The organism is Paenibacillus sp. B46(2026) (assembly GCF_056786355.1).
The window spans coordinates 5,095,851-5,111,091 of the sequence record NZ_CM165907.1 but is presented as its reverse complement, the minus strand read 5'-3'; the positions used below and the strand labels follow the sequence as shown (position 1 = coordinate 5,111,091).

The window sequence follows — 15,241 nt, the reverse complement described above, 5'->3', positions numbered from 1 at the left end:
TGTAATGAAAAAGCTTAATTATTTTTCTGCTTTTATTTTAGTGAGTATATTTATTTCACAAATATTATTATTGTTCGTATTGTACTTACCTATGAACGTTGTTCATGCTGCTACAGATGAGTATGGACCTAAATCTATGAAAAACCCTCGGAAGGTTACAATACTAGCCACTCCTACTGTAGGGAGGCCAGGGGTATATTGGTACCAAGTGGATAGCGGACAATTTAGAGCTGACCATGCTGGGGGACCAACTTATGCGAATAATGCAGGGAGCTGTTCCAGTCCATTCCCTGCTGCTGCAGAAGTTCCGGATAGTGTAGATTTCAGTAGATGGCCTGCAGAAAACTGGCCTGATTATAATTCCAGAGGAGTCGAAGTCTCAAGCATCCTTAATGTCCGAATCCATGATGTTAATTATCAGGGGAGAGCAGATCAAGATTCATATACCGGTGTGGGAGACCCTACCCCACCTTTTCCTTCAACAATTGTTGCAATAAGAACGATTACTGGAGGATACCACATACCAACCGACAAGAGTCCATTCGCAAATGGTGGGCAAACAACGGCGGGCTGTCCTAAATACAATGTTTCTTATTTCACGCCCATGGACATCATCTGGGAAGGTGATTTGGAAGAAGAAAAAGAAATCGATGTAACACCGGATTCTAGTTTAACAATCGGTCAAACCCAGCAAATGATAGCCAAGGTGAAGACCAAAAACTATGGTGCGACAGATTTTAACGAGGGCATCGACGTTTCGCGAAGAGAAGCGGAGATCAAATGGTTCTCTTCTGACGAAACGATTGCGAGTATTGAGCTGAAAACAGGGATGTTAAAAGCCGAAAGTCCGGGTACAGTCACTGTGCGTGCGATCTGGAACAATGGTACATATCTCATCTCGGATACTGCTACCATTACAGTCACGTCTGAACCAGGACTCGTTGTGAATTTGCCGAACGCTTGTAAAGCTAATACAACACCCTTACAGGCGGAAGCAGTATTAACCAAACCGGATCGCTCTGTTCATAAACTGACGACTCATCCCAAATTGACGTGGCAGAGCTCGAATCCGGCTGTGGCAACGATCGGCGCAGATGGCAAAATCACGACCAAAGGTCTCGTGGGTAGCACGACCATAAAAGCTCATTTTCTTGATTCTGCTCAGCAACTGGATGAACAAGGGACTCAGGTGCTTGAGGTGAAGGACTGCACGGATAATGGAGAAGGTGGTAATGATGGCGATCCGGGGGGTGACCCTGTGAACGCTTGCCCTGTGACCATCAGCCCACCTAGTAGAGGCACGGTTATTGAAGCATCTGTTATGGACCCGTCTGTTCGAGGTGTGTTGAAGGCAGACGACCGGGGAGCTGAGAAGTTTGATGTCACTCGTGGTATTCCGACCTCGGAAGATCTCTACGCCAATGTCTTGGCTAAAGGATATTTGTTTCAGCACCGCTGGGTTAACATGACAGGAACGGTGACTTACACCGTTAATGTGAAAAGGGTTTATCATAAAACCTGGACGATCCCGGGAAGAGCGTCTAGTGGTGAGGGTGATCCAGGAACACCTCCTCAGCCCAGGGAACTTGATGTGCCTGGGGATAAAACCATGCAAGTAACACGGACATATAGCTATTGGCAAATCGATAACCTGGAGGTATACAAGTTAAATGAGGCAAAGGTATCTAACTATGCGCTAGGCGGTTATGGTGACACCGTGACCCTGACGCCCAATGCATATACACCACCGACTATGCAATCGGCTATGGATACTGCGGTTACCAATCATGTGAAACCTGCGCCATGTCGTGAAATTGATCTTGGTATAAAAGGGGTTCCGGGTGGTTCGACTGAACCGCCTACGCCAGATGAAACGTCATTGTTTCAATCCAAGGCTGAAGCGGAGGTTAGAGAGAATACCGTCAATAATGACAAGGTAATCTTTAATGGAGCGACGATTATGGATCCTGCTCCCGTGGATAAAACCGCTCCAAGACCTGGGACGATCCCGCAGCCTAGCATGATCGGAGACGATATTCTGTACCAGAACCGACTGACGATCAAGAACACATTGATAAACAAAGCAAACCAGCCGACCACGGGTGAGATTACGTATGGACTGCTCCCTGGCAATATTAACGGAGGGCAGGATCAGAAGTTCCCCATTCTGGGCATTAACTCGGTGACAGTACATACTCCAGTTGTGAACTATGCCTGGGCGTCAGATGATCAGCCTCATAATCAAAAGACTATGCCTGATCCGACCAGAGCTGCACTTATTTTAGAGCGTCCATTCCTTGTGCGGATACCGACCTCAGGTCAACATTTGGATGTAGCGAGTTACCCTGGTTATGGAAACCATGATTATGCGAAATATTTCCGGATCAAACAGGTTCGTTTCCCATTCGATGTTTATAACGGTGCCAGAAGTCAGTTTATTCCGGCCATGACATGGGTGGATATTCCGGTAAATCAGTTGGACACCCCTTTTTATCTTCCTGTATGGGTAGATGAAGGAAATTACCAGATCGAGTTTCGCAATATCGCCGAAAATGCACCGGCAAACTTCACAGAACAACAGGATGCCAACACAAATCTGACTCATCATGTCGCAGCAGATACCGTTGCTGTAGAGGTTATCGGACGATTATATGATTTTCACATTACCGATATTTCAGACTACAACTGGGAGAATGTGTTCCGTAAGCGGATGGGCAGCCCCGAACCAACGGGTGTAAGCTACTGGACCGGAGGAAACAGTATAGACGGAGATCCCCGAGGTAATTTGGCTCCCTATGTCCTGCCTATTCGTCCCGGCAGTCATCCGGTACAGGGGTTCCGAAATGCTGCAGTGAAGACGGGTTACCATTTCAAGTTTGATCTGAAGACCAAGGGTAATATGTTTGGGAAACAAGATGGTATCCGAATCACGCCGACGTTCTCTTTTGTGAGTAAAGATGGTACCACCCGGCAAGAAGTGGATTTATACTACCATCGAGGACAGGAACAACTCATTCGTATCGGATCGGCACAAGATTTAGAAAAACGTTTTGTTGTCCTGAACTCACGGTTGCGGAATGTCCCAAGTACGGAGTTAGGTGATACAGCGCGTTATCAGTATACCTATGAACTGTCGGAGGAGGAACGCAATCAGGGTACAATGGCGGAACATATGGTTCGTTTCGTGGATCAGACCTCTCATCATAAAACATGGGTAGGTCGTTATGACTGGATGATTCTTCCTTCGCAGATCCGCACACTCATTGGTCCAAAAACAGATATACCTTCCGGTGTTAATGTAGATCGGGCAAATGCAGCGATTCAGCGCTGGTATGGCGAATATAGCTTGCCAGCGGATGTATATGCTGTGTCCAAAGGAACCGATCTCGAATTGCTTTCCAGACAAAACCAGTTGGATGAGAAGGCAACCGTATTCCTGAGGGACGGTTATATTGTGGTTAACTTCAATATTGAAACATTGCGCAGCGGCAATACAGATGCGCCGCACCTTCAATATATTCATGCCCCGTTGATGAACCAATGGCAGATGGAGGGTTTTGATAATAGACCGGTAGATGGTCAGGGTAGAAGTTGGACGATACAAGATGGAGATGTGGTTTTCTACCACGCCGATCAATCCAGCCGTAATGATTTCCAATCCCAGGTACCGCATTAGAGAGAACTCGTTTTACCCATAAAGAAGGCAGGCGTAATGTGAATCTACATGACGTTTGTCTTCTTTTTTGTGTAATTCGGATTATGGTTGGGCAGCAGAACGGGTATAAAGGGTAAGGAGCACTCGTACCATCCATATTCATCAATTTCATCAATTTTCTCAACGAGAGGGGAACAACACATATGATTGAAGAGGGTAAGCAGGAACTATTGATTTCAGAAGATACATACAAAGGAAGAGATTTAGGTGTCACAATAGAAGCACAAGCCTGTCGCTTCAAAGTCTGGTCACCGTTAGCAATTTCGATGGAACTACTTCTGTACCCACCTTTGACAGGTGGGAGCCCGGAGGAAGAGCCCAATCAACTGAAACACAGGGCGCTACCTATGCAAAAGAAAGAACATGGCATCTGGGTTCTGGAGCTGGAAGGTGATTTGAATAACCACCGGTACATGTACAAGCCCACTTTCGAAGATGGACAATCAACTATTGCTGTAGATCCCTACGCACGAGCGGTGACCCTGAACGGAGAAATGGGGGTAATCATCAGATTGGAGCAGACCCATCCGCACGGATGGAGCGAGGATATTCGTCCGAAATTGATTAGTCCTGTAGATGCAGTCTTATACGAGCTGCATGTACGTGATTTCTCTATACACCCATCATCTGGCATGACGAATAAGGGCAAATACATGGCTTTTACCGAGACAGGGATGCGGGATTCGGAGGGCAACACGCTGGGAATCGATCATTTGGTTGAAATGGGGATAACCCATGTGCATCTGCTGCCCGTATTTGATTTTGCGACAGTGGATGAATCCAGGGTGGATGGTGATACGTCTGATGCCTCCAACTATAATTGGGGATATGACCCACTTCATTACAATGTCCCGGAAGGTTCCTATGCCTCACGTGCGGAAGAACCGAAGGCACGAATTCGTGAATTCAAATCGATGGTACTTGCTCTCCATAACAAGGGCATAGGTGTCATTATGGATGTGGTATATAATCATACGTTTAATACGGCAGGCAGCTCTTTTGAAAAACTTGTACCAGGGTACTACTATCGCCAGAATGCCGATGGGACGTATAGCAACGGTTCAGGTACAGGCAATGAGGTGGCTACTGAACGCGCGATGGTTCGCAAGTTTATTATCGAATCGGTCCGTTACTGGGCAGAGGAGTACCATGTAGATGGTTTTCGATTTGATCTGATGGGCCTGATCGACACAACTACGATGAAACAGCTTGCAGCGGAGTTGCACGCCGAAGTATCCCCATCCATATTGCTATATGGTGAGCCGTGGGGTGCACTAGATTCACCGCTTGGGGATGATATGACCCTAAAAGGAGCACAGCGCGGAGCGGGATTTGCCGTGTTTAACGATAATTTACGAGGAGTGATCAAGGGAGATAGCGATGGAATGGGTACGGGGTTTGCGACGGGCGCGGATGGAAAAGAAGACGAATTGTGGACAGGCGTCCGAGGAGCCATTCATGATTTTACGGAGGGTCCGTCCGAAACCATTAATTATGTAACGGTGCATGATAATCTCAACCTGTGGGACAAAGTCGCACGTACACAAGGACTACACGATCCGCTGAATTTCCTCACCTATAACGAGGATGGAAGTATCCGCGGATGCCAAAGTGTGGAAGAGGCAGTAGAGAAGGCTAAGCCTTACTTACAGATTGATCCAAATCATATTCTGGAGAACGAGACGGTTAGACGTTGTCTGCTTGCCAATGGTATCGTTCTCACCTCCCAGGGTGTACCCCTGATTGCAGCCGGAGATGAACTGCTTCGCAGCAAATATGGGGATGCAAACAGCCATCAGAGTGGAGATGTGGTCAATGCCATTCATTGGGAGCAAAAGCAACGGTTCAAGCCGGTGTTTGACTATTATTGCGGGCTGATCCGCCTTAGGCAAGAGCATCCGGCCTTTCGGCTTCGTACACGGGAAGAGATCGAGAAGCATATTCGTCTGCTTGAAAAAGGTAATGGTATACTAGCCTATGAATTGGAAGGTGCGGCCGTCAGCGATTCATGGGAACGCATTGTCGTCATCTATAATGCTGCAAAAGAAACCCGAACCGTCTCTGTTCCCACAGGGACATGGAATGTGGTCGTAGAGGAAGGGAAAGCAGGCATCGATGCGATACGTACTGTAAAGGACGGACAGGTAAATGTGAATGCGATATCCCTAACGGTGATGTATTCCAATTCATGATGAACACAATTCAAATAGATTGATATACAACAACTCCCTCTTTCCGGTCAGAAAGGGGGAGTTTATGATGCATCAGAGCCATTGGCTTGGTCGCAGGACTATACATCGTCATGTGTGTCGACCTTCTTTATGATGTGTATTGGTTGTGCATTTTTAATCTTAACCAAATGACATCCTGCAATTTATTCTTGTATATTTCAAACTTTTTTTGTCAGGACAGGTACAAATGCTGTCAATCTATGGCGCTTGTTTACATATCTATATTTTGAAAGCGATTGCTAATTGAATACTCGAATCGAACCGATATGTTGAGTACAGACAACCCCGGGTTGACAAATCACGTCCCGCTCCGTAACATCGGGACAACACGAAATCAATGGATATAAAGGCGGTGGGAACGATGCCGGAATGGACTTCTTTTCGTTACGAAGGCAACGATCTTGGCTTAACATATACTCGTGCAGCAAGTACTTTCAAATTGTGGGCACCTACGGCACAACAGGTTTATATATTGGTTTTTGAAGATGAAGGGCATTACAATGATAGTGGCAAAGTACAAGATCATGAAGGTGGGCAGGAATATTCTCTGACGCGTGATACGGACGGGATATGGAGTCTGGATCTTAACGGCGATTGGGCTGGACATTATTATATGTACCGAATTATACATGATGAACAGCGAATTGAAGTGGTTGCTGACCCTTATGCCAGAGCGGTAACAGCTAATGGGCAACGAACGGCCATTATAGATCCTGAAACGACCCATCCGGTCGATTGGGACCTGGATGTCAAACCTGCTTTTCTGCGTCCGGTGGATGCTGTCCTATATGAGCTGCATGTACGTGATTTCTCCTCCGACCCCCATGCAGACATTCCGTATAAGGGAAAATATTTGGCATTCACAGCATCTGGACTCACCGATAGAGCGGGGAATAGCATTGGGGTAGACCATCTTGCCGAACTGGGAGTTACTCATGTGCATCTTTTGCCTGTGGCGGATTATCAGACGGTGAATGAACTCGCTACGGCGGATGTGGGTTCAAATGTCAGAACACCATACAACTGGGGGTATGATCCCCAGCATTATAATGTTCCCGAGGGTTCGTATGCGACCGATCCACGTGATCCTGCGGTTCGCATTCGGGAGTTCAAATCACTCGTTCAATCACTGCACAGACAAGGCATTCGCGTTGTGCTTGACGTTGTCTATAATCATACGTATAGCGTGGAAGAGGGACCTTTTGAACGGATTGTACCAGGCTATTATTACCGTTATCGGGAGGATGGCACTCTCAGTAATGGTTCTGGTGTAGGCAATGAATTGGCGACAGAACGCCCAATGGTGCGAAAATATATTCTCGATTCTCTCCGATACTGGGCAGAAGAATATCATGTGGACGGATTTCGATTTGACCTCATGGCTCTGATTGATACGGAAACGATGAATGTATTGACACGCGAATTGCGGGAGCAAATCGATCCGGCGTTTCTGATTTATGGGGAACCCTGGACGGGTGGAGATTCACCTTTGGACCGCAAAACGTTAAAAGGTACCCAGCGAGGTCAGGGATTTGCTGTATTTAATGATCATTTTCGCAGTGCAATCAAGGGAGACAGTGATGGTGGTGGAAAAGGGTTTGTCACAGGTGCCGGAGGGCAGGAATATGAGCTTATTAGGGGATTAGCCGGGGCACTGGATGATTTTACATCTTCACCTGTGGAAACCGTCAATTATGTAACTGCCCATGACAATCTCAATCTTTGGGATAAAATCGCTACAACGATGAACATCAGACATGAATTAGGTTTTCCCGTATGGAAGGACGGACAGCCGGTGGGAGGCGGAAGTGCTGAGTCGGCGGTAAAAGCAGCAGATCCATATCGGTATGTGGATGCAGATGATGTTTTGGATCATGAGATGGTTCGTCGTTCGTTACTGTCTTCCGGCATTCTGCTCACCTCCCAGGGCATTCCGTTTCTGCATGCAGGAGATGAGATGCTCAGATCCAAAGCCGGTGATCATAACAGCTATCGGAGCGGAGATGCAGTGAATACCATCACATGGGCCAACAAATCGCGGTTCAGACCGGTGTTTGACTACTATCGTGGTCTTATCCATCTGCGACGCACACATCCCGCCTTTCGTATGATAGATGCCGAACAGGTACGAAATCACCTTCGTATGATTCGTGCCGACGGCAATGTAGTTGTATTTATGCTTCAGGATGGAGCGAATCAGGACACCTGGAATCAGATTATAGTCATTTATAACGGAACGGAACATGAGCAGCATGTGGATCTGGGGGAAGGGGACTGGCATGTCGTGGTCAATGATCATCAGGCAGGTACAGATCTGATTGAGACTGTTCGTGGTACTGTTCGGGTAGAACGGTGGTCATTGATGGTTTTGTACGACACAGAGCGTGCTGGAGGCGCTGATCCGGCCACTCTGGAGATTAGTTTTCCAAGACAGGTATATAGTCCGAAAGAGACCGTTCAACTGCGAGCAATCGTAAGGGACAGCATTGGCAATGTGGTAGAGAATGCCTCTGTTACCTGGACTTCTTCTGATCCGGATATTATTCGGATACAGCCTGATGGAACAATCCATGCGCTGGAACGCGGGGAAGCTTCGATTACAGTCCACTGTGGGGACATAACGGCAAGCTGTATGTTACAAGTGGATTATCGTCATGCTGAACGAATCGAAATTGTGGGCGAACCTGTCATGTACATGACTCGAATCAGTCGCTTCCGTGCCTTGGTTCTTGATCAATTTGGTCAGCCACTTCAGGATTCGAATATACGCTGGAGTTCTTCTCATCCGGAACTTGCAGCGGTGAGTGCTGCAGGGATTGTACGTGCGATGACACCTGGAGCAACCCATATTATTGCTGAAGCAGGAGGAATCCGGGCAACTCTTGGCGTAACCATTCTTAAACAGGTTTCGCGAACCGTCACGCTTCGATATGAACGGGAGGACCAGCACTATGAGGGTTGGGATGTCTGGGTCTGGGGCACAGGCATGGAGGATGGAGCAGTACAGCTGGAACAAGTCGGAAATGCCGCTGAAGCCCGCTTCCGTGTTGCTCCGGGTCTGCATCACTTGGGATTGATCATTCGATTGAACGAGTGGGAAGCCAAAGACACATGCGGAGACCGTTACGTGGACATTGTACCTGAAGATGGGGACGTGCACATTATTGTCCGTAGCGGATCAGACGAGATGCAGATCATTCGCGAAAGCGAAAAAACGGAGGATCGTGATAGCGCATAACTTCTTTTTTTATAATCTCATATAGTCGTTCGGTAAAAGCTTGATAAACCAGCAGTTGGAAGAGATTCCGACTGCTTTTTTGGGTCTTATTACATGAAGCGCTGGTTGATTCAAAAAAAGAATTGTCCTGTTGAGTGTTTGAGATCCTCTATCATTGGGGTAAATATAGATATGGCCCACGATTCGGCCACAGAAAAAAGACCATCATGGTCTATGGGCGAAGCTTTAGCGCTTTCCAACAAATATTATGTAGTGATCCCTTGAAGGAGGATGTTCAATCATGAAATCCAACGGAAAAATGGCTCAACTTACAGCAACGCCAAGAACGGAAAAGAAAGGTGCAGCACTGCGCCTGTTAAGACAAGGCGGACGAGTTCCTGCAGTCGTTTACGGCCCGGGACTTGAAGGTGCTTCAATACATGTAGATGAAAAAGAAATGCTGAAAGTGGCACGCACAGGCCGCTCCGAAATGTTCAACCTGAATGTTGAGGGCGGTAAAACAGTTCCGGTGCTGATCAAGGATCAGCAAGAGCGTAACGGACGTTTGCTGCATGTAGACTTCCTGCAAATTTCCAAGAACAAGCCGATCAGCGTAAGTGTATCGATCGACTTCCAGGGAACAGCAGCCGGCTCGAAAGCTGGCGGCGTATTCCAGACACAAGAAACACAATTGGAAGTAGAAGGATTACCTGCGGATCTGCCAACTTCCATTGAGGTTGATGTGAGCGGATTGGATATTGGTGATCGCTTGACTGCTGCGGATATCAAACTGGATAAAGGTTTGACACTCGTAACATCACCTGAATCCATTATCGCGTCCGTCATGCCGCCACAAGCGGCTGAGGAAGAGCCAACGGCTTCTGCTGAGGAAGCTGAACCGGCGGCTGAAGAAAAAGCTGCAGAAGAATAAGTCACGCTCGGGGATCTCGCGAGATCTGATGCTTAACCAAAGCCCAGTCCTTAGGACTGGGCTTTTTTCCGAGCAAGAGAGTTCAATAGTCACATCGTTCGCATGAATATGGAGAATGTACTACAATTCATGTTAAAGGAAAAGAAGGTGGGTTTATGACAATGTTTGATCCTACGGTATATGACAATCTGAAAGTGGGCTTTGAAAATGTTCTATATGATATGGATAACCTGGATGAACGTATTCAGATTATGGGGCGTAAAGATCTGCTGGAGATGGCAGTGATGTCCAGAGAGTTCATGTTACAATTCTGTCTCAGAGATCATCCCGAAGTAACAGGGGAAGTCGTGTTAAGCAGTTCCCTTGAGGAGCTTGCAGCAGAGATCCTGGAGACGCCTGGTGCACATCCGGGTTGCCGCTTGGAATTACGGTTTGGTATGGTTGTAAAGGAGCCTGAGAAGCAGTGCCCGGCTATTCGTTTGTTATTACAGAAGAGCTGGCCTGAGCAGAGGATGTGCCAGAACATCCGGTATATCTTTGATGAACAGTCAATCACGTATAACGTCACGGCACACGTATATTTTGACCGCAGTGTGAATGAAGACCAGATGGGAGATATTCCTGAACTCTGTGAGCATATGGCGAAGGTGATAAACCAACTGAATACAGTTTTATAACCAATAATTCCCAGGAATGGCCTTGTCTCTTTGGAGAGATTAGGCTTTTTTTGTATTAATTTTAGAAATTTGTATAGGCTTTCAGGCTTAGATATAAGGGATTTGTCGTTAATAATTTACGCAAGCAAGTAAGAGAATGTATATTAAAAGGGGGTAAAAGTGCAATTGGACTATACAAAAATGGTGAAATTGCGAAAATAAAATTGGGACTAAAGATTTAGTTCTGTACTAAAGGAACTAGTTTTCCTTGCCGATAAAATATCGAAGGGGAGAAACTACATGACAGAGAAATTAATTCGTCTGCTGCGTATACTTCAGGCTATACAAGCAAATCCCGGAATTTCGGCCAAGGTGTTGGCGCTGAAATGCGGTACGACTGTACGCACGATTTATCGTGATCTCCGGATTTTGGACAGGGTCGCCCCGATTATGAATGAAGGATACGGCAAGGGTTACCGATTTATTGGTGAGTTTGCGATGTATCCATTAGATTTTACTGAACAGGAAGCAATGGTCTTCTCCATGCTTCCGTCCGTAGTTGATACCTCCAAGTTACCTGCTGAGTTCGATTCAGCTTTTGACAAGGTCATGTCGGCTCATACCAAATTAAAATCAAGAAACAGTGACATTGTAGAGAATATTGCGGGAATCATTCGGATGGGCACGCCAGCTTATCGGGAGGAAGGAAAAGACCCTAATTTGCTGATTCCCATCATCGAAGCGATCCTAAGCCAGCAAACCATTCGTACTCAATATCATACGCTGACCAGAAATGAGATCACGGTTCGCGATATCGATCCTTATTATCTCATACCGCGTGATCAACGTTTTTATCTGATTGGATACTGTCATTTGCTGCAAAAAGTTCGATTGTTTCGAATTAGCCGTTTTTTGGATGTGACACGAACAAATGCCGGTTTCGACAAGGGTGATTTCAACATAACGCAGTACATGAAGAACACATGGTCTATTGACCGTGGCGACGAGCATATCCATTTCAAGGTAAGATTCTCTGAGAAAGTGGCCCCCTACATAAAAGAAGAAGAAATGTTTGTTCGCCCGCGAATGACGAATATGTCGGATGGGGGATTGTTATTTGAAGTAACACTGAATAGCAGTAGAGAATTTTTGAAATGGTTGTATCAATTTGGTCCTGAGGCAGAAGTACTTGAACCTCTTGAGTTTCGTAGAGAGATACGGAAGCAACTCGTGGAGTGGTTGGAGCATTATGACAACAATGAATCTTTGTAATGTTAATCATGAAAAATGCAGGTAAAGGAGCAGGTGATATGAGCACCAAATTATTCGCAGCTATGTATGGGATGGACCATTACCATGGAGTACAGGTTTTACATGTGGGGGATACCGTGTACCTCGTCAAAGATCCAGATAATCGTTTGGAGCACCAAGCCATTAAGGTTGTCATTCCCCCAATTGGAGCCGTAGGTTATATCGTTAATGATGCGCATGTGGTTCCTCATGGATGTTGGACCGGGGCGGCATTCTATGATGTATTTCATCAACTAACGTGTGCCAAAGTACGATTCATAATGAAAGATATGGTTATTATAGAGTTAATTGAGATGAGTCACATTCCTGTTCCGCAGATGGACTCTTTTATAACGGGATGGCAATTTCGTGAAAAAGCTTGATCATCTTAAAGAGAGTGTTCATATGGGTTAAAAGGGTCAAGATGATTATTCAAAACAGAATGAGGCTCATTCACGGATGAGCCTGGTATAGGTGGCTTCTAGATGCATGGCTGTTCTGGTCCAACTGAAATGTGCAACTGCGCTGTCCCGGCCAGCCTTCCCCAATATTTTGGCAGAAGTCGGACTGCTGGCAAGTTTGTACAGGCAAGAGGCAAAATGTTGAGGACGTTTATACGATGTTACAAGGTATCCATTGATACCTGATTCAATAATCTCACGTATACCTCCGTTATCAGAAGCAATAACGGGCAATCCCGAAGCCATCGCCTCGACATTAACCAGCCCAAAGGCTTCATGTTCTTGGGATGGACAGACAAGACAATCGACTGCCCGGTAAAGCTGGTCGATAACCTCATGATTGATCTGGCCACGGAAGGAAACATGGACTTTTTGTTTTCGGGCAAGCTCGCGAAGTTTACGCACGTATAGCGGGGGGCCTTTGCCTGCAACAATGAGATGAACAGGCGTTTGTTGCTGAAGAAGAGAAGTCGCACGAATTAATACGTCTACGCCTTTGCCAGGAATGAGCCTGCCGACATATAGAATAGAGAATGGTTTAGTGACTCCAAATTGTGTGCGCAGGCGAAGTTGCTCTTCACTGGACTCAGCAGGCCTGAAGCGGCTTAAATCTGCACCCAATGGAATAACACTCATCCGGCGTTTTACAAGCGGAAATCTGCGACCCAGCCTTTGTTTGAGGGATTGACTGTTGACGGCAATCCAATCGGCTTTTTTCATCAATGCGAGTCTGGAGGGGCCGGGTTGCGCGAACGTTAACGAGTGGAGGTAGAGCACAACGGGTGTGCGTGGAAAAGATCGTTTAATGGTAGCCATGCTTCGGGGTCTATTATCCACTTGAATCACATCGTAGGGTTGTTTGGATAATAGACGTATTGCTGCTTCGGTGTACCCGACCGGACTCGATGCAGGGACACGCCGAATGGTGATACCGTCGATCTGTTCCGTGGCGGCGAGACCTGCCATTTGACGACTTATAATGGTTACCTGATGGCGATGTGCAAGTTCGCGAGCGATCCCCAGAATGCAGATTTCCACTGAACCATTACCAGGCAAAGGCAATTTCTCGGGTGCAACCATAGCTATTTTCATGATCAGGCTCCTCCTTGTCCGACATCTGTAACAATCTTCGTCATATATCCTATGAGCAGCAAAAGCATTTTGCTCCTGCGAACAGGCAAGTGAACCACTTATATGAGCATGAGCGTGCAGGAATAATCTGCTGCTGTATGCATTGGAGCGGAAATATTCGACTTTTGTGATATACTGTACGGGAACTATTGAATTCGTTACATGTATAGAAAGCAGGAGGGAAATGATGTTACATTCTATGCTGGGGCGCTTCCGGCTGATGTTGTGGTTGCAGGGCATATCATACGTGTTGCTGCTGTTTGTTGCTTTTCCATTGAGAGATGCCGGAATTATGCCGCAGGCTGTCACATGGTTTGGGAATTTGTACGGTTTTTTGTTTTTAATGTACTTGTTGTTTATGGTGAGTCTGTACACCTCACAGAAGTGGCGTCTGCGCCGTCCAATCGCTTTGTTCTTCGTTTCCTTCATTCCACTGGGAAACATGATCTACGATATAGTCGTATTTCGTAAGCTGCACCGTGAACGTTAAATAAAGCTTGACTTTATTTAACGTTATGAAATATTATGGGTATAGGTTAAACAACCTGTTTCAACTAAAACTACATATTCCTGTTAAAGGGGAGTAGCTTTTACAGTAAAGTCGTCAATTCGGGATCATATCCCCGGCTTTATTGGCAGCAATTTTGTTGTTAGCGAGACCTTTACCAAGTTTTCATGCTCGGTAAAGGTCTCTTTTTGTGGATATAAAAGGACCTTACCAGTGATGGTAAAGGTCCTTTTTTTTGTACATCATAAGGATATTAAGGAGGAGTCAATGTTGGAAGTTTCATTACTATTGGAATATGGGTGGGTGCTGGCTGTCTTAGTGGTTCTTGAAGGATTACTTGCAGCAGATAATGCATTGGTACTCGCAATTATGGTTAAACACTTACCTGAAGATAAACGCAAAAAAGCGTTGTTCTATGGTCTGATGGGTGCATTTGTTTTCCGTTTAGGTTCGTTGTTCCTGATCTCTTTTCTCGTCGATGTATGGCAGGTACAAGCGATTGGTGCCCTGTATCTCCTGTACATTTCGATTAACCACATCCTTAAAAAGATACTTGGCAGTCAAAATAAAACAGATGAAGCAGCTGATTCGACTCCTAAGAAACCGAAAAAACAATCCGGTTTCTGGATGACCGTTTTCAAGGTTGAAGTAGCGGATATCGCATTTGCAGTCGATTCCATTCTGGCTGCTGTTGCTTTGGCCGTTGCGTTGCCACCAAGTGGATTGCCTGCAATCGGCGGACTTGACGGTGGACAATTTATCGTTATCTTCCTCGGTGGGTTTATCGGGCTTGTGATCATGCGTTTTGCAGCCTCATACTTTGTGAAATTGCTTCATTCCCGTCCAGGGCTTGAGGTTGCGGCATTTGTGATCGTAGGTTGGGTAGGGGTTAAGCTGGCAGTTATTACACTCGCGCACCCTTCATTGGGTGTTCTGGATGAGCATTTCCCTGAAAATAAAATTTGGAAATTCGGATTCTATATTGTACTGATCACCATTGCGGTATGTGGTTGGTTCCTGTCTTCCAAAGTTCCTGAAAAAGAAGACGAAAATCCGGTTGAAGAGTTGGAAAAACAAGCAGGATTGTAATAATAATGTTAC

10 protein-coding genes are annotated in these 15,241 nt (G+C 46.1%); 9 read left to right on the top strand and 1 reads right to left on the bottom strand.

The genetic code is table 11. The features are described from left to right. The first annotated feature begins 4 nt into the window (after positions 1-4). The 7 genes from AC1S8V_RS22775 to AC1S8V_RS22745 all read left to right on the top strand — a co-directional run bounded on the left by AC1S8V_RS22775 (position 5) and on the right by AC1S8V_RS22745 (position 12,423). Entirely contained in the window at positions 5-3,676 is a 3,672-nt protein-coding gene (locus AC1S8V_RS22775; RefSeq protein ID WP_482070891.1) for a DUF5704 domain-containing protein, read from the top strand. 182 nt (positions 3,677-3,858) lie between these two features. Next, positions 3,859-5,907, top strand: coding sequence for a type I pullulanase (gene pulA / locus AC1S8V_RS22770; protein WP_482070890.1), 2,049 nt, complete (start codon positions 3,859-3,861; stop codon positions 5,905-5,907). A 400-nt stretch (positions 5,908-6,307) separates the two neighbouring features. Further along, the gene (gene pulA / locus AC1S8V_RS22765) at positions 6,308-9,184 is read left to right on the top strand and encodes a type I pullulanase (RefSeq protein WP_482070889.1); all 2,877 of its coding nucleotides are present in this window, start codon (positions 6,308-6,310) and stop codon (positions 9,182-9,184) included. Between the two features lie 280 nt (positions 9,185-9,464). Then, a complete protein-coding gene (locus tag AC1S8V_RS22760) occupies positions 9,465-10,094 on the top strand; it encodes a 50S ribosomal protein L25 (protein ID WP_482070888.1) in 630 nt (209 codons plus the stop codon). Between the two features lie 155 nt (positions 10,095-10,249). Then, positions 10,250-10,771, top strand: coding sequence for a hypothetical protein (locus AC1S8V_RS22755; RefSeq protein ID WP_482070887.1), 522 nt, complete (start codon positions 10,250-10,252; stop codon positions 10,769-10,771). 279 nt (positions 10,772-11,050) lie between these two features. Next, positions 11,051-12,022 carry a helix-turn-helix transcriptional regulator gene (locus AC1S8V_RS22750; protein WP_482070886.1) on the top strand — a complete coding sequence of 324 codons (972 nt, stop codon included), beginning with the start codon at positions 11,051-11,053 and terminating at the stop codon, positions 12,020-12,022. Between the two features lie 38 nt (positions 12,023-12,060). After that, on the top strand, positions 12,061-12,423 hold the full coding sequence (locus tag AC1S8V_RS22745; RefSeq protein WP_482070885.1) for an HIRAN domain-containing protein: 363 nt from the start codon (positions 12,061-12,063) through the stop codon (positions 12,421-12,423). Between the two features lie 66 nt (positions 12,424-12,489). Here the strand turns inward: AC1S8V_RS22745 and AC1S8V_RS22740 are convergent, their stop codons facing one another. Then, a complete protein-coding gene (locus AC1S8V_RS22740) occupies positions 12,490-13,593 on the bottom strand; it encodes a glycosyltransferase family 4 protein (protein WP_482070884.1) in 1,104 nt (367 codons plus the stop codon). Positions 13,594-13,816: 223 nt separating this feature from the next. Here AC1S8V_RS22740 and AC1S8V_RS22735 point away from each other — a divergent pair, with 223 nt between their 5' ends. Beyond that, positions 13,817-14,122 carry a DUF3817 domain-containing protein gene (locus AC1S8V_RS22735; protein ID WP_482070883.1) on the top strand — a complete coding sequence of 102 codons (306 nt, stop codon included), beginning with the start codon at positions 13,817-13,819 and terminating at the stop codon, positions 14,120-14,122. A 288-nt stretch (positions 14,123-14,410) separates the two neighbouring features. Continuing rightward, positions 14,411-15,229: a TerC family protein gene (locus tag AC1S8V_RS22730; RefSeq protein WP_482074554.1), complete on the top strand. Its 819-nt coding sequence runs from the start codon at positions 14,411-14,413 to the stop codon at positions 15,227-15,229. Positions 15,230-15,241: the final 12 nt, after the last annotated feature.